12 protein-coding genes are annotated in these 15,736 nt (G+C 62.6%); 8 read left to right on the forward strand and 4 right to left on the reverse strand.

Going from position 1 to position 15,736, the window contains the following annotated elements; translation table 11 throughout:
• The first annotated feature begins 83 nt into the window (after positions 1-83).
• A complete protein-coding gene (locus tag N7568_RS07040) occupies positions 84-662 on the forward strand; it encodes a GNAT family N-acetyltransferase (protein WP_261609180.1) in 579 nt (192 codons plus the stop codon).
• Here the strand turns inward: N7568_RS07040 and N7568_RS07045 are convergent.
• Together N7568_RS07045 and N7568_RS07050 are read right to left on the reverse strand one after the other, a co-directional pair.
• Complete coding sequence (locus N7568_RS07045) at positions 655-2,208, reverse strand: putative bifunctional diguanylate cyclase/phosphodiesterase (RefSeq protein ID WP_261609181.1); 1,554 nt, start codon at positions 2,206-2,208, stop codon at positions 655-657. The genes N7568_RS07040 and N7568_RS07045 overlap by 8 nt on opposite strands.
• A 2-nt stretch (positions 2,209-2,210) precedes the next feature.
• A complete protein-coding gene (locus tag N7568_RS07050) occupies positions 2,211-3,263 on the reverse strand; it encodes a hypothetical protein (RefSeq protein WP_261609182.1) in 1,053 nt (350 codons plus the stop codon).
• A 108-nt stretch (positions 3,264-3,371) separates the two neighbouring features.
• Between N7568_RS07050 and N7568_RS07055 the strand changes: the two genes are divergently transcribed.
• Complete coding sequence (locus tag N7568_RS07055; RefSeq protein ID WP_261609183.1) at positions 3,372-3,542, forward strand: hypothetical protein; 171 nt, start codon at positions 3,372-3,374, stop codon at positions 3,540-3,542.
• Between the two features lie 156 nt (positions 3,543-3,698).
• Here N7568_RS07055 and N7568_RS07060 read toward each other — a convergent pair whose 3' ends face one another.
• Positions 3,699-5,336 carry a GAF domain-containing sensor histidine kinase gene (locus tag N7568_RS07060; protein ID WP_261609184.1) on the reverse strand — a complete coding sequence of 546 codons (1,638 nt, stop codon included), beginning with the start codon at positions 5,334-5,336 and terminating at the stop codon, positions 3,699-3,701.
• A gap of 216 nt (positions 5,337-5,552) precedes the next feature.
• Between N7568_RS07060 and N7568_RS07065 the strand changes: the two genes are divergently transcribed.
• Together N7568_RS07065 and N7568_RS07070 are read left to right on the forward strand one after the other, a co-directional pair.
• Positions 5,553-5,936, forward strand: coding sequence for a DUF7793 family protein (locus N7568_RS07065; protein ID WP_261609185.1), 384 nt, complete (start codon positions 5,553-5,555; stop codon positions 5,934-5,936).
• Between the two features lie 19 nt (positions 5,937-5,955).
• Positions 5,956-6,765, forward strand: coding sequence for a class I SAM-dependent methyltransferase (locus tag N7568_RS07070; RefSeq protein WP_261609186.1), 810 nt, complete (start codon positions 5,956-5,958; stop codon positions 6,763-6,765).
• 63 nt (positions 6,766-6,828) lie between these two features.
• Here the strand turns inward: N7568_RS07070 and N7568_RS07075 are convergent, their stop codons facing one another.
• Positions 6,829-9,048, reverse strand: coding sequence for a S9 family peptidase (locus tag N7568_RS07075; RefSeq protein ID WP_261609187.1), 2,220 nt, complete (start codon positions 9,046-9,048; stop codon positions 6,829-6,831).
• Between the two features lie 222 nt (positions 9,049-9,270).
• Here N7568_RS07075 and N7568_RS07080 point away from each other — a divergent pair, with 222 nt between their 5' ends.
• The 4 genes from N7568_RS07080 to N7568_RS07095 all read left to right on the forward strand — a co-directional run bounded on the left by N7568_RS07080 (position 9,271) and on the right by N7568_RS07095 (position 15,722).
• Positions 9,271-10,059: a glycosyltransferase gene (locus N7568_RS07080; RefSeq protein ID WP_261609188.1), complete on the forward strand. Its 789-nt coding sequence runs from the start codon at positions 9,271-9,273 to the stop codon at positions 10,057-10,059.
• Positions 10,056-11,498 carry a glycosyltransferase family 4 protein gene (locus N7568_RS07085; protein WP_261609189.1) on the forward strand — a complete coding sequence of 481 codons (1,443 nt, stop codon included), beginning with the start codon at positions 10,056-10,058 and terminating at the stop codon, positions 11,496-11,498. The genes N7568_RS07080 and N7568_RS07085 overlap by 4 nt, the downstream gene beginning before the upstream one ends.
• A 73-nt stretch (positions 11,499-11,571) precedes the next feature.
• Positions 11,572-14,574, forward strand: coding sequence for an oligosaccharide flippase family protein (locus tag N7568_RS07090; RefSeq protein WP_261609190.1), 3,003 nt, complete (start codon positions 11,572-11,574; stop codon positions 14,572-14,574).
• A 62-nt stretch (positions 14,575-14,636) separates the two neighbouring features.
• The gene (locus N7568_RS07095) at positions 14,637-15,722 is read left to right on the forward strand and encodes a glycosyltransferase family 4 protein (RefSeq protein WP_368736510.1); all 1,086 of its coding nucleotides are present in this window, start codon (positions 14,637-14,639) and stop codon (positions 15,720-15,722) included.
• Positions 15,723-15,736: the final 14 nt, after the last annotated feature.

The raw sequence follows: 15,736 nt of genomic DNA on the forward strand, positions 1-15,736 counted from the left end.
CCGAATGTTCATTAGGTAATCCCAGATCGCGTCACGTGTCAAGACTGGGCCACTATTCGCCTGCACCTAGTAGCCTCGGACACATGCCCGAAATTGAGCTTCCCATCATCACCGAACGACTCATCCTGCGACGCTTTGAAGCCGAGGACCTTGATCGCTTCCACGGATACCAGTCACTCCCCGAAACTGCCCGGTTCCTTTTGCGCAACGAACTGACCAAAACCAGGTCCATGGAAGTCCTGGGCCGCTACGCCAACTTCGAATTCAACAACGAAGGAGACTGGATCTGCCTCGCCATCGAGCGCAAGGACCAGCCTGGTTTGATGGGCGAAGTGGTGCTCAAGTGGCTGGAGGGCACAGGGCAGGGTGAGCTGGGCTGGATACTCCATCCCGAGGGACGCGGCCAGGGGATTGCCACTGAGGCCGCGGAGGCCGTCATGAAGTTGGCCTTCGAGCAACTGTCCTTCCATCGCATCGATGCCAAGCTGGACGCACTCAACGCCGGGTCGGCGGGTATCTGCAAGCGCCTGGGCATGCGGCTCGAAGCGAGCCTGGTGGACAACTGGCATTACAAGGGCCAATGGGCCACTGAGAACATTTACGCAATCCTGGACTCGGAGTGGCGCACACGGCACCATCCGTGGACGCGGACCATCAGCTGACGGGCCACGTCTTGTGGTGCTTCAGCTGTTCCGTCAGTTCCGCTTCGGGCAGCGGCCGGCTGAAGTAGTACCCCTGGCCGCTGGTGCACCCGATGCCGAGCAGATATTCGGCTTGGTCAGCGTTTTCGATCCCCTCCCACACGGCAGCCAACCCGCACGCCCGGATGAGCTGCAGAACAGCAGCCAGGAGGGCGGGTTGGGAGGGGTCGCTGCCAAGGGCGGAGAGCAGTGTCCGGTCCACTTTGACGGTGTCAACGGGGAGCTGGCGCAGATAGCTGATGGAAGAGTAGCCGGTGCCGAAGTCGTCGATCTCCAGGCCCACCCCCAACCGGCGCAGGCTGTTGAGCGTGTAACGGTCCAGGTCATTGCCTTGGATGACAGCACTCTCGGTCAGCTCCAGGACCAGGAGCGAGGGGTCCAGTCCGGCCGAGGCCAAAGCCTCCCGGACGTCTTCGATGAACTCCAGCCGCTGGAGGTCCGCCGCGGAAACGTTGATGCGCATGGTGAAGTTGTGGCCCGAGGTCAGTGGGTCCGTGCGCCATTGCTTCAACTGCTCGACGGCGGTGCGGAGCACCCAGCCGCCCAGATCGGAGATCATTCCCGTTTCCTCGGCGATGGGGATGAAGTCATCCGGCATGATGATGCCGCGTGTGGGGTGGTTCCAGCGGACCAGCGCCTCCACGCCTTCGATTTCCCGGGTGTCCAGCCGGATGATGGGCTGGTAGTACAGCACCAGTTGGGAAGCGGCGATTGCCTCTTTGAGCTCGCCCACCAGTTGGTTCCGCATCTGTCGGGCATGCAGCATTGCCGGCTCGAACACCTTGAGCTTGCCACGTCCGTCAGCCTTGGACTCGTACATGGCGATGTCCGCCTGCATCATCAGTTCCTCCGCGCGCTGGCCGGGGTCAGCCATCCGGAGGCCCATGCTGGCGCCGCACCGCAGGTGCTGTCCCTCGATCTCCATCACACCCACCACTGCAGCGAGTATGCGGTTTCCAATGGAGGCAGCCACAGCGGGCGTCACATCCGGGATCAGTACTGCGAATTCGTCCCCGCCCATGCGGGCAACCATGTCCTGCTCACGAACCGCACCGCTGATGCGGTTGGCCACCGTTTCCAGGACCTTATCTCCGATGGTGTGCCCCAAGGAGTCGTTGATCGCCTTGAAACCGTCCATGTCCAGCAAGAGGATGGCCGCTCGTTTGCCATTTTCCGTCCCGCTTGCCTGGGCTTTATTGAGGGCGGCCGCAAAAGCAGAGCGGTTGTTCAGGCCTGTCAGGGGGTCGGTCATGGCCATGTGCTGCATGGCCAGGTGAGCCTCATTGAGCTGTTGCGTCCGGGCCTGCACCCTTTGCTCCAGTTCTTCGTAAACGATCTGCAGGTCCTCGGCCAAGAGGTTGGTGCCCATGATCACGGCGTCGATTTCATCGCGTGCGTCCGAGACTTCGATCCTGGTGTTGAGGTCCCCGGCTGCCAGCCGGACGATGCCCTCCAAGAGCAACCCCAAGCGGGGGTCGTTGGCGGAGTACATTTGCTCTTCGGACATGCTCAACCCCCGTGTGGCCCGCCTCGTTGCTCATCGGTATGGCGAAGATACTCCCGAACAGCTGCGCTGCGTTCGGGCAACGCTGCTTGTTCGAACAGCATGGCAGCTTCTTCGAACGTAGCAAGCGCATCGTCACGCCTGTCGGATTCAAGCAAAGTCCGGGCGAAAAGGAAATGTGCCTCGGCGGAGGTTTGCGTGGCCAGAATGGAGGACCTGGCGCACAGGGGTTCAAGGATGCCGGCAGCCTGCTGCAAATCGCCGCTGAGGAAATACCAATGGGCGCGGACCAAGGACATTTCCAAGTGGTCCCGTTCCGATCCACCCACAATGTCCGTGGCGAGCTCGGCCCTTTCTATGCAGCGGAGGGTTGCTGCGTCACTGAGTTTTGCTTGAAGCCGCATTTCCGCGGAAGCCCTGTTGAAGCGCGCCCACAAATCGACGTCCTTTGACGGTGACAGCCTCTCGGCCGCGAGATCGTGATACAGACCCCCGTCGGCAACGCGATCGGCCAGGAAAGCAACGTTTCCGATGACCCAGTAGCCTTTGCCCGCAGTGTCTTCATCTACGTCATCAGTCAGCAGGGTTTCCAATGCCAGGCACTCCCGCCAGGCGTCGTCCAGCAGACGGCTCTCTGCCAAGGCGGCGATCAAGGCCCGCTGGGCAAGGATCTGGACATACACCAGGTCCGGGTCCCCGGCGGCGAGTTTCGCCGCGTCGGCCGCCATCGTTGCAGCTTCGGGAAGCCGTCCCAGGCCCTGGAGGGCCACGGCAACCATGGTTCCTGCTTTGGCACCAAGCTCGGGGGAAGATGCAGTCAGGGTGTGATCGTTGAGCTCCATGGCCAGGCTGAGGTACTCCTCAATGCGGCCTTGGTCCCGGAGGCATTCAGCCTGCAGGTAGCGCATGTTCCACCACGATTCGTCATCCCCGGCAATCGTGGCCAACCCGGCCGCTTCGTCTGCCAAGCGAAAGGCCTCGTCGAAGTCCCGTTCCTTCCATTTGGCGCGTGCCGTGAGACCGGCAACGAGGTGGGAGGCGAGATGGGGACTTTGCATATGCTCATTATCCATGTCATTGCGGAAGAAAAGCTCGTATAGTTTGCACCGTGACTTTATTCAAGTCACAAGTCAACAAATTCGCATCAGTACGAAAGGGCATAGCGGATGAAAAAATTTGCGGCAACCCTGCTCATGGCGGCGGTTCTGGCAGTAACGGGTTTCGCTGCCCCGGCTAATGCCGAGCCTACGCAGGACAGCACGGCAATCGGCTGGTGGCCAAACAGCACCACCACCACGAAGACGAACACCACCAGCATCGGTTGGTGGCCGAACTAAACATTGGGGAGCGCCTCTCGAGGCCATATGACGTAAATTGATGCCCCGGGCTGCTGCCCGGGGCATCAGTTTTTGTTTCTCCGCATGTCGATCATTAGTGACGGCAAGGCATATCTCCGGACAGTACGTTGACAGAACTGTCACAGCCGATGGGGACTACGGCCCGCCCACCGGCAACTCCACTGACACCGTGGTCCCAGCCCCCAAGGTGGAGTCCAAAAGAAGGCGTCCCATATGGCGGCTGATGATGTCGTGGGCGATTGCCAGCCCGAGTCCGCTGCCCGGAACCGCAGCGGAGGTGGCATTGGAAGCGCGGTAGAACCGGGTGAAGATGTGGGGGAGATCGTGCTCAGGGATTCCCAGGCCGTTGTCGGCGATCCGCACCAGGGCGAGTCCACCATGCTCGGAGGCTGAAACCGAGCTGGTGATACCGACCCGACCACCCTCAGGGGTGAACTTGATGGCATTGGCCACGATATTCGTGAATACCTGTTCCAGCTTCGCTTCGTCGGCGGTGACCTCGATGTCCTCGGTCCCCTCGGTAAAGGACAAGGAAACATGACGGGACTCCGCCAGCGGACGGAGCGTTGCCACCACCACTTGGAGGAGTTTGGCGATGTCCACCGGTTTGAGGTCCAGGTTGCTGCCATCCTGCATGGACACAGTCAGCATGTCCTCGATGAGCCTGCGGAGGCGGTTGGAGTTCCGGGCGATGACATCCAGCATCTTGCTGATGCCCTCGGGAACCGGGCCGCCGGAACCGTCCTGGATCATGTCCAGGTAAGCGGTGATGGAGGTCAGGGGCGTCCTCAGCTCGTGGTTTACGGTGGCCAGGAAGTCGGTCTTGGCCTTATCCAACTGCCTTAGCTGGTGCAGGACTCGCTGCTGGGCGCTGATGAGGTGGCCTTGGATGAGGCCGTGCGCCACATTCCCCGCCACGTGCTGCATCAACGCGATCTCGGGGCGTGTCCACTCATGCCGCTCCTGCACAGTGGACAGCAGGATGATGCCCATCGCGGAAGCACCCTCGCCCACAGGGAGAAGCACGGTGGACACAGGGCTGAGATTGCCGGACCACTCGCGCAGCGCCTTGGCAACGTTTGAGTCCGGGTCCTCCCGGTGGTCCGCAACGGCGAGGACGTCCGCCTCCGCCCACAGCCTGTTGGCCGTTTCAGTGATGAGGTTCTCACTCTCGCCGAGCCTCGCGGGCAGCAACGGGAGGCCAGGACGGTTCCACTGGGCGCGGATACTCGGAACACGTTCATCCCGGAACGTTGCGAACCACACGTGATCCAGGCCCAGGGCTTCGCCGAATCCGCGGACCACATGGTCCGCGATCAGTTGGGGGTCATTGGTCTCCCGGATGGCCGAAGAGACATTCCGGAGGCTTTCCCTTAGAGCTTCGATTTCACCACGGGAACGTGCGCGTTCCTTGGCCCGGCCAATCAAGGTTTCAACCCGGTGCACCAGTTCCCCGGGACGCACGGGGCTGATCACGTAATCGGCTACCCGCCAGGACACCACTTCCTCAAAATCCATGGTCTCTTGCGCATCGAGGATCAGCAGCACCGGAACTCCCGGGCTCCGGAGTCCATGGGCGAGGGCCCCCGCGGCCACTACCACCGTGGGGGAGTGGCGCTGGAGGTGGGAGGCCAACGTCGCGCCGTCCGGCGCAGGGAAAACGTTGAATCCCGCGGAGGCAAGGGCAGCCGTGGTCGCGGCCAAACGGTCCCTGTCTGAATCCGCCACTACGGCGGTGCGGGCATGCTGTACGTCGGCAACGGTCTCGCCCACTGAGCCCCTTCCGTTCCAACGTTTCATTCACGGTATTTCGTGATGTGGCAACACCCTATCAGCGGCGTTGGGGACAAACGTGGCCGCAGATCAAATGGGTCCGATGAGTCGTGGGACACGCCTTTACTTTGGCCCCGCGATTCGACAGCCTTGAGGGAGTCAGCAAGAGAGTCATGCCCGCCTCTCCTGCAGCAGCACCAAACTGCTAGGAGCAATGTGGACCGCCCAGCAACACCGCAGGACCCCCAAGAGGTGACGTTCGAGCTGGAGCTCGAAGAGCCGGGAATCCTCCGCCTCACGTGGCCGCGTGGCGCCAGGATCAAGGAACCGGACGCCCAGAGAGCCATGGACCGGGTCAATGAGATCTGTGGCGACGAGCGCCACCCGATGATTGTGGACATGGCCACTACGGACGACGTCACCCGCGGTGCCCGCTCTGTGTTCGCCAAACCCTGCCAGGCCAACCGCATCGCACTATGGGGCTCTTCCCCAGTAGACAGGGTCATCGCCAACTTTTTCCTGGGGATCATGAAACCGCCGTGCCCCACCAAATTCTTCACATCCGAAACAGAAGCGTTGGAGTGGCTGGCGGAGGCATAGCGCCACCTATATTTGGAGAATGTTCTCCGCATTGAGGAAGTACCTGCTGATTCCACGGCTCATCAGGCTTTCTTCCGCCGCCCCGAAGGACCCTCGCACGGCGTGGGACCAGTTCTGGGGCAACATCCGCTCAACCGGGGCTACGGGCGACGTCCTGTGGGACTCGGGCAGTGACCACGAACTGAACGGCTACCTGCCCAAATTGGCGCAGTTGGACCCGGGGTTGCCGGTGGTGGACGTGGGCTGCGGCAACGGCAGCTTTACCCGCCTGCTGGCGCAGCGCTTCCCCCACGCGCTGGGGCTCGATTACTCGGCAAACGCCGTGGAGCGTGCCCGGCTGGAGTCATCAGAGATCACAAACGCGTCATTTGCCGTGTGTGACATGACGGGACCCGACGCTGCCCGGACCGTCGCGACGGCACTCGAAGCGGCCGGTTGGACAGGGGACGCGAACGTTTTCATCCGCGGTGTTTTGCACGTGCTGGACCGTAGCGGCCGCTCAGCATTGGCTGCGAACCTGCTGCCCGTCGTCGGGTCCCGAGGAAGCGTGTTCCTGGCCGAAACCAACTTCCCCGGGACACCAGTGGACTACGTCAGCCACCTCGGCGCCACACGTGATTCCATCCCCGGCCCGCTTGAGTGGGCCATCCGGGGGCTGCCCATGCCGGGCCGTTTCGGGGCCGGGCAACGGGCCAAGGCCTTCCCGACGGCGGCCTGGAACCTCATGGAGGAAGGCGCGGCGAGCATTGAGACGCGCCCGCTCAGCAACCCCTCTGCCCCCGATGTGATACCGGGCTACTACGCGCTGCTCCGGGCCCGCCAGCGCTGAGAGTTTTTGTACAGCTAATGCCCTCAAAAGGCCTTCATGAGGTCATCTGCTGTACAAAAACTCCTACTTCAGGCCGGCTCCCGGCAGGAGTTCCGTGGCACCAACGGAGTCGGCCACGAACGCGTAGTCCCATGCCCGCTCCCGCCACTGAACGTACCGGCCCGACGCGCCGCCGTGGCCGCCGTCCATTTCGATCTTCATGACGATGGGCTCTGCCCCTGTGGATACGGAGCGCAGCGCCTGGACCCACTTGGCCGGCTCGACGTACAGCACACGGGTGTCGTTGAAGGACGTCACCGCAGCGATCTTGGGGTAGGCCACTGCCTCCACATTCTCGTACGGGGTGTAGGACTTCATGTAGGCGTAGACCTCGGGGTCCGTGATCGGGTTGCCCCATTCCTCCCATTCCAATGCGGACAGGGGCAGCTCGGGATCCAGGATGGTGGTCAGTGCGTCCACGAAGGGCACCTGTGCCACCACGGCAGCATACTTCTCCGGGGCCATGTTGGTGATGGCACCCATGAGCAGGCCGCCGGCGGAACCACCCATCGCAGCGATACGGGCGGGGTCTGTCCATCCCGATCCAGCCAGCCAATCCGTGGCCGCAATGAAGTCCGTGAACGTGTTTTTCTTGGTGAGTTTCTTGCCGTCCTCGTACCACTGGCGGCCCAATTCGCCGCCGCCCCGGATGTGGGCGATCACCATGACGATGCCGCGGTCCAGGAGGGACAAGCGGGCCACGCCGAACCCCGGATCCATGCTCATCTCGTACGAGCCATAGCCGTACACCAGCCCTGCGCCCGTGCCGTCCTGCTGCACCGACGCGTGGCGCAGCACTGACAGCGGGACCCGGGTGCCGTCGTCGGCCGTTGCCCATTCACGGGTGGCGACGTAGTCCGCCGCGGAGTAGCCGCCAAGGACCGGGCTCTCCTTGCGCAGCAGCAGCTGGCCGGCCGGAAGTTCCGCGGTGGGCAATACGAAGTCGTAGACGCGCGACGGAGTGAAGTAAGAGGTGTAGCCCATGCGGATGACGGGGGCCTCGTAGTCGGAACCGGATACGCCGGCGGTATAGAGCTCCTCGTCGAAGGCAGGCTCAACGGGAACGCCCTGGGCCGCAGTGCCCATGCCCGCCAGTGGCAGCACCTGCACCCGCTCGATGGTGTCCTTGCGGACGGACAGCACCAGGTGCGTGGACGTCACGCCAGCGCCGTTGACGCGCACGTCATCGGAATGCCCGACGACGGTCCGCCAGTCCTGCTCTGCCAGCGGCTTAGCGATTTCGGCCGGGTCCACCAGGCTCACCATCGAGTTGATGGCGTCCTTGTTATGGGTCAGGAGAAGGGTCTCCTTGCCGTCCAGGAGGAAGGGCTCAGCCTCGTAGAGGACGTGGTGGTCGCGGGAAATGACGGTGCTGAGGCCGGCGTCGTAGTCGTCGAAGCGGAGCAGCCTGGTTTCACTGAACTCGGAGCAACCGATGCTGAGCACCAGATGACGGCGGTCGGCGGAGAGATCGAAGCCCAGCCACATGGCGACGTCGTCCTCCTGGTAAAGGACCTCATCCTCGCTGACCGGCGTGCCCAGGACGTGGGCTTTCACCTGGTAGGGCCGCCATGAATCGTCCACCACGGTGTAGAAGAGGCGGCTGCCGTCCGGGGAGAATGCCACCCCATAGAAGATGTCCTCGATGACGTCCGGGAGGAGCTGGCCGGTGCGCAAGTCCTTGATCCGGAGGGTGAATCGTTCGTCGCCGGAGTTGTCTACTGCGTAGGCGTAGAGGTTGCCGTCCACGGTCACCGCAACGCCACCCACACTGAAGAAGGGCTGGCCTTCGGCTTCAACATTGCCGTCCAGCAGCACTTCTTCGCCGGGAAGCCCAACGCCTGCTTCCACCGATGGGGGAGTCCAGTCCGCCACAGGATCGCCGGTGTCCTGGGCCAGGACACGGCACTGGATGCTGTACTCCTTGCCCTCCACGGAACGGCTGTAATACCACCAGCCATCTTTGCGGCCAGGCACGGACAAATCCGTTTCCTGCGTGCGGCCCTTGATCTCCTGGAACATCGCCTCCCTCAATGGTTCCTGATGCGCGGTGACTGCCTCCTGGTAGGCATTCTCTGCTTTGAGGTGGTCCACAACCTCGGCCGATTCCTTGTTCCTTAGCCACTCGTAGTTGTCCACAAAGACATCGCCGTGGTGTTCGCGGCGGGTGGGTACCAGTTTGGCGACGGGAGGCTTGACTGCTGATTCCGTGGCAGTGGCGGGCGGGGAGGAAATGTGGCTCATGTGGTCACTCTATCGACGCGTCCAGACACCGAACCAGCAATTTCGCTCAGAGCGCCGGGAACAGTCCGCCGTAGTGATAGCTCCGCATGACTTGAAGCGGAGCGTCGGGATTGGCGTCATGACTTGCGCGTTACCCGCACTGCTTATAAGCGAGCACAATTTCGTACCGTTCCCGGATATTTGGAGGCTCAGATGGTTCCGCTTGCATCGCAGAGTGAGCACATGAGTAAAAGCAGCGTGGACATAGGTAGGAGAGGGAGTCTTCAGGCACGCGGACATCTGGACTCCATGCGCCGTTCCACGGTGGATCTTGAGGTTGTTATTCCGGCCTACAACGAGGCCACCAGGATTGCGGGCACCTTGACGCAGACTGTCGATTTCCTGGCCGGCCAGCCCTGGTCATCCCGCATTGTGGTGGTAGACAACGGCAGCGTGGACGAGACCGCAGCGGTGGTCCGCCGGATCTCCCGGGAGAAAGGGGACGACGTACCAATTTCCGTGGTGGGGTGCTCCCTCCGCGGGAAGGGAGCGGCAGTTCGGCGCGGCCTCCTGAGCGGCACGTCCCGGTTCACTGGCTTCTTCGATGCAGACCTCGCCACGCCTGTGGAAACGCTCACGGAGGCCATGACCTACCTTTCCGACGGAGCAGCAGCGGTCATCGCATCCCGTCACGCTCCCGGTTCCAGGTTCGTCCGGCCCCAACAACTCGGACGGCGCGTGGGTGGCAAGGCTTTCCGGGTGCTCACCAGATCCAAAGTCAAAGGCATCCAGGACACCCAGTGCGGCTTCAAGTTCTTCGAACGCGATGCCCTCACTGCTGCCATGGTGCAGTGCCGCAGCACAGGGTTCGCCTTCGACGTTGAGCTGCTTCTTCGGCTTCAGGACAACGACGCCAGCATTATCGAACTGCCAGTGGCATGGACGGACGGAGCCAAGTCGACGTTCCGCCCCTTTCAGGACGGAGTCGCCAGCTTCGCTTCGGTGATCCAACTTCAGAAAGCAACCCCATGACTTATGCCCTGCCTGACCTGAATTCCCCGAACCACCTCGCTGGAAAGCACGTGCTGGTCCTGAACTGGCGCGACGTCAAGCACTCTAATGCTGGCGGAGCGGAGCAGTACATGCATGAGATCTCCAAAAGGTGGGTCCAAAGCGGGGTTCAGGTCACGTGGTTCACAGGCCGTGACGCCGGCCAGCCGGCCGAGGACGTCATCGACGGCGTCCGCATCCTGCGTGCTGGTGGCGCGCTGTCAATCTACGGACATTCTGCGCTCCGTCTCTTGAGGACAAGCGGGCAGTTTGATGCCGTGGTGGATTGCCAGAACGGGATTCCGTTCTTCTCGCCTTTGTTCCTGCCCCGGGACATCCCGATCGTTCAATTGGTACACCACGTCCACCAGGAGCAGTTCCGTACCAGGTTCTCGCCCCCATTGGCCGCTATAGGGCGGTTCCTGGAAAGCTCGGGAGCCAAAACGGTCTACGGGCAACGCTCCTTGGTGGCCGTGTCACCTTCCACGCGCTTGGAACTTCGAAGGCTCGGCTTCTCGGGTCCTATCCATGTTGTGCCCAACGGAACCTCGGCCATTCCCCCGGTGGTGAATCCCCGCGCGGTGCAGCCGACCATCGCCGTCGTCAGCCGGTTGGTACCCCACAAAAGGCTGGACCTGCTGCTGGGACAGTTCGCTGTGGCTGCGCGCACTGTTCCAAGACTGCGGATGGACATCGTGGGCGACGGCCCGGAAGGGGTCCGCCTGCAGCAGCTCGCCATGGACCTCGGACTGGACCACGCAGTGACATTCCATGGCTACCAGCCCAACGAGGTCCGCGACGAGTTGCTGAGCCGGGCTTGGTTGACGGCTTCCACCTCAGCCTCGGAGGGCTGGGGCTGCTCGGTGATCGAAGCCGCGGCGTGGGGCGTGCCTTGCCTGGCCTTGCGTGTTCCGGGCATTCGGGACTCCGTGGTCGATGGCAGGACCGGCTGGCTCGTGGACACACCCGCGGAATTGGGCACCGCCATGGTTGAGGCCCTCACCGCAATGAGTGAACCGGACGCTGCAAGGAATGTCTCGGTGGAGTGCCGGGAGTGGGCCGGCCACTTCAGCTGGGACCGTAGCACCAGGCTGCTCACTGGAGTGCTGATGGAGGAAGAGAGGATACGTCGGGAGGGCGGGGATCCGCGTTCCCGCCACTCAGATCTGTCCACCCTGGTGCGCTTCGAGTTGCCGGAAGGCGCCGATCTGCCGTCCATCCTGCGCCGCACGGATGAAGTTGCCGGCACTGATGATGGATACGTCTCGGTATTGATGAAGGGTCGTGACGAATTCGAGGCCTTCGCTGCCATGCAGAAGATCGGCGTGCCGGCCGCGGAACTCCGTTCCGCCGGACGCACCGTGTTGCTGGCTGGTCCCGGCAGCGCCTTCGCTCCAGCCGACGCCCTTGACGGCCCGTAGCGGTAGTTCAACGGTGAATCCATCCCAGGAAACAATGACCTTGGCCGTGAGGGAAAGACCCCGGGTTAAGCGCATGGCTCCGGAACACGACGCAAAAATCGCCAAAAACAGCGGCTTCCTCGCCGTGTCCGCAGGAGTAGTCGGAGTGATGAGCTACGCCTGCACTCTCCTCATGGCCAACATGCTGGGTACGGCGGACTACACGATGTTCGCCGCCGCGGCGATGATCCTGGGAGTCGTGGGAATCGTTGCCAACGCTCTGGTTCCGCTTCCCCTCTCACATGTCGTAGCCGCACACCCGGAAGGATCTGACGAGCGGCGGAACGGTGTTGCCTTCGCCGTTTTTGTGTCCTGCCTTGCGGGAATTGCCGCGGCGATCATTGCAGGCAGCGTGACCCTGGCGCTCGCCAACCCAGCCTTGGCCGGAGTGGTGGCGCTGGCAGCCTTTGTCATCTTCGTGGCCAATGCACCTGCCGGCTGGTTGCAGGGCGAACTCCGCTTCACCTGGTACGCCATTTCCACCATCGGCGAGGTTCTCCTCAGGCTCGTCTTCAGTCTGCTGGTGATTGTGATGGCCTGGGGTGCCGGGGGTGCGGTCTTCGGTTTCGTGGTGGGGTGCCTTGCGCCGTTGGTAGTGCCGTGGTCCTTCTATCAGGACCTACGATGGCGGCCGCGGGTTTTGCTGGAGAAATGGCGATGGGCCGAGACCAGCGATATCGCCTCCGTTCTCTGTGTTGTCTCAGTGCTGGTGGGCATCGACGTGGTGGTAGTGGGATTCCTGGACAATGGTTCTCCTGCGGCTGCAGGTTTCCAGGCGCTTGCCACCATCGCCAAGGGGCCTGTCTACGTGGCGGCCGGCACAGCATTGGTGGCTTTTCCCTTGCTGCGCACACCCGGTGCCAAGGCAGGGGAGGTTCTTGGCGCTGCCTTTGCTGCCTTTGGCCAGCTTGCCGTGGTGGCCTTCGCCATCATCGCCACTGCGCCACCGCTCATGGCTGGACTGATCGTTCCGCAGAAGTATCACGGCTCCCTGGGGCTCCTGCCGTGGTTGGCTGCCTCGGGCCTGGGCTACGCGGTCCTGATGGCCCTTTCCACCGTTCTCCTTGCCTTGCGGGCCTATCGCCGGTGCCAGATCGGCCTCGCCTGCGCCTGCGTCCTGGTGGTGGGCGGCCTGTGGCTCGGTTGGCAGCTGAATGCCGTCACCGGCATGGCTGTGGGCTCCGCAGCAGGCGCCGTCCTGGCGGGCTTGGTTCTGGCGGTGCTGGCGCGACCCGTCCTGGTGGCAGCACACCCAGGCAGGGGAGCCGGCCCGTTCCTGGTTCTGGCCTGCGTCCTGATAGTGGCATTGGCGGTGGCCGCCCACCTGCAGCCCCTCGCCTGGCTAACCTTGGCCGCTGTCAGTGGTCTGGCGGTCCTCGCCCATCAACGCGGCCTGCTGCCGCACAGAAACGACTTCAGAATTCGACGACGACGACGGCAGGCTGGCACCTCCGGCGAAACTACCCGCCGCCGGGTCAGGTTCGAAGCACCTTCAACGAGCCCACGGGCCAGTTGGGTCGCGCGGGCGCTATCGGGCAACTTGACCGCATTTATCGTGGTGGTTGCCGGCGCCTTCGGCGTCCGCGCGCTTGGGCTTGAGCGGGGCTTCGAACTGTGGGTGGACGAATTGTTGTATGTCCGACTCGGTGAATCCGTCAGCGCCGGAGAATTCCCAACCTTGCCTGATGGGCCGTTCTTCCTCCACCCGCCGGGGTACTTTCTGCTGGAAGCCGGGGTCATCAAGATTTTCGGAATCACCGGCGAGATCATCGAGGTGACGCTCCAACTGCGCTGGCTCAACGGCGTGATGGGTGCCCTGACCGTAGGACTTGGTTTCCTGCTGGTGCGCAAGCTGGCCACTCCCACTGCCGCGTGGCTCGCTGCCGTGCTCTTGGCCTTCGAACCATTCATCCTGAGGAACAACAGCCATGCGTTCCTTGAAACCTCGGCCATGGTGCCGGGGCTGGCAGGATTGTTGCTTCTGGTGGACCACCGGCAGCCACAGAGCAAACTGCGTTCGTTCCTGCGGCTGGCAACAGCCGGACTACTGCTTGGCTACTCCATCCTCTGCAAGGACTTCTTTTTCATCAGCACCGTTGCACCGGTACTTGCGGCCATCGTGTGGAAGAGAACAGTCCCTTGGCGTAAGGGACTCGTAGTAGCAGCCTCCGGCTTCGTGCCCTACGTGATCTACCTGATTGTGGTGGCCGCCCATGGTCACTTCCCCAGCTGGGTGTGGGCCAAGAGCAACGGGCTGCTGCGCATGTCGGGTGTAGAGAAGACCACTGGCTTCACGTCCGAGGGCTCACCGAGCATCGTTTCCCGGCTGATCGAGCAGAGCGGACACTTCGGTACCAGCTATATCCTCCTGGGTTTGTGCCCAGTGGTGGGCTTACTGCTGTGTTTCAGCTACCACGCCGGGCGGCGTCTCATCGGGCTGGGAGGCTTGGCACTCGGAGCTGCCGGTGCTTACAGCGCCGTGTTCGGTACGTTTGAGGAACAGTACGGATACGGCGTCATGGTGTTCGGTGTGATTTGTTCGGTCCTGGTGGTGGTGGAACTCCGGGAGAGGTACCCCAAGGGCCGCAAAGCACTTGCCGTCGTCAGTGTGATCTACGTGGCGTTGACCATGGTGCTGGGAATCCGCACCGCACTGACGGTGGACAACGGCTTTGTCCAGGCCAATGACTGGGTGCAGGCCAATCTGCCTGCCGGTGCGCGGATCAGTGTCACCAACAGCACGGGTCACTTCGCCTATATGCATGATCCCCGGTTTGGTATTTGGCCGTCGGCGCCGCTGATGAAAGAGCAAGGGGTGAGTTACATCCTCACCCAGTCGAAGCCCACCAGCCAAGGCTATGGCTACGCTAACCCCAGCATGCTGGCGTGGTTGAAGGACCATGCATCTCCCATGGTCACAGCACTTGGCCCCACTAACGGCGAAACCACCATTTGGTACGTGGATCCCGCTGCTCTCGATGCAGCGGCCGCGGCCAACGTTGGGGTGCCCCACAAGGACTACGGGACGGAACGGTAGCAATGAGAGTTCTACATTTGGGGTTTGAAGATCCACGCATGCCCGGGGCGGGCGGGGGTTCAGTGAGGACCCATGAGATCAACAGCCGGTTGGCCGCCAAAGGCTTCCTTGTGACGGTACTGACTGCACGGTATCCGGGCTGGCAGGAACGGGTGGAGGACGGTGTGCACTATGTACCCATCGGCTTCGGAACGGGCCGGAACCGTTTGACCAGGTTGGTGGCGTATGTTGTCAGGCTGCCTCTGGAGGTACGCAAGCGCCGGTCAACTGCTGAGTTGGTGGTGGAGGATTTTTTCGCGCCGTTTTCCACCATGGCCGCACCGCTCTGGACCAAGCGCCCCACCATCGGCGTTGTGCAGTGGCTTCATGCCAGGGATAAGGCACGGCAGTATAAATTGCCGTTGCATTGGATTGAGCGGCTGGGCGTCCGAAAGCACCGAAGGCTCATTTCGGTTTCGCAGGGCATCGGCGACCGCTTGAAGGAGCTCAACCCGGACCTTCATGTGGACGTGATCGGCAACGGAGTGGATCCCGCCGTCTGGACCAGCGAACCCCGATTGGGGAAGGATATCCTCTACCTGGGGCGTCTGGAGTACGGGCACAAGGGCTTGGATCTCCTCTTGGAAGCCTGGGCGCACGCCTGTAACAGGATCGACGGGAACCTGCTGATCGCCGGCACCGGCCCGGATGAGGAGCGGCTGCGCAAGGCCATCCGGGACGCCGGTCTTTCCGAGCGCGTGCAGATGCTCGGGTGGCTGTCCGGGGACAAGAAGGTCCAAGCGCTCAGCGATGCCCGGCTTCTGGTGGTGCCTTCCCGGCGCGAGACGTTCGGCTTGGTGGCCATTGACGCACTGGCAGCGGGTACTCCCGTTATCGCCTTCGATATCCCCTGCCTGAGGGAAATCATTCCGCCCGGTACAGGATGGGTGGTTGACGCCTTCGACGTTCAGGCGCTGGGAGACGAGATCGCCCGCCGGTACCCGCAGGCCGGCCTGGAGGAAGTGGCCGCGCAAGGACGGTCGTTCGCCGCCGCTTACAGCTGGGATGCGCTCGCTGACATGCAAGCACAGGCTTACAACAGCGCACTCACGGAACTAATGACTCCTCCAACCCGGTTGACGAAATCCCGCCACGCTGAAAGGGCTTGAATGCCGCTGCAATC

The sequence above is a fragment of the Paenarthrobacter aurescens genome, assembly GCF_025421775.1.
In the GTDB taxonomy this organism is placed as follows: Bacteria; Actinomycetota; Actinomycetes; order Actinomycetales; family Micrococcaceae; genus Arthrobacter; species Arthrobacter aurescens_B.

Coding starts and splice junctions, on each gene's coding strand:
- N7568_RS07040 (WP_261609180.1), top strand. CDS start 84: ATGCCCGAAATTGAGCTTCCCATCATCACCGAACGACTCATCCTGCGA.
- N7568_RS07045 (WP_261609181.1), bottom strand. CDS start 2,208: ATGTCCGAAGAGCAAATGTACTCCGCCAACGACCCCCGCTTGGGGTTG.
- N7568_RS07050 (WP_261609182.1), bottom strand. CDS start 3,263: ATGCAAAGTCCCCATCTCGCCTCCCACCTCGTTGCCGGTCTCACGGCA.
- N7568_RS07055 (WP_261609183.1), top strand. CDS start 3,372: ATGAAAAAATTTGCGGCAACCCTGCTCATGGCGGCGGTTCTGGCAGTA.
- N7568_RS07070 (WP_261609186.1), top strand. CDS start 5,956: ATGTTCTCCGCATTGAGGAAGTACCTGCTGATTCCACGGCTCATCAGG.
- N7568_RS07075 (WP_261609187.1), bottom strand. CDS start 9,048: ATGAGCCACATTTCCTCCCCGCCCGCCACTGCCACGGAATCAGCAGTC.
- N7568_RS07080 (WP_261609188.1), top strand. CDS start 9,271: ATGAGTAAAAGCAGCGTGGACATAGGTAGGAGAGGGAGTCTTCAGGCA.
- N7568_RS07085 (WP_261609189.1), top strand. CDS start 10,056: ATGACTTATGCCCTGCCTGACCTGAATTCCCCGAACCACCTCGCTGGA.
- N7568_RS07090 (WP_261609190.1), top strand. CDS start 11,572: ATGGCTCCGGAACACGACGCAAAAATCGCCAAAAACAGCGGCTTCCTC.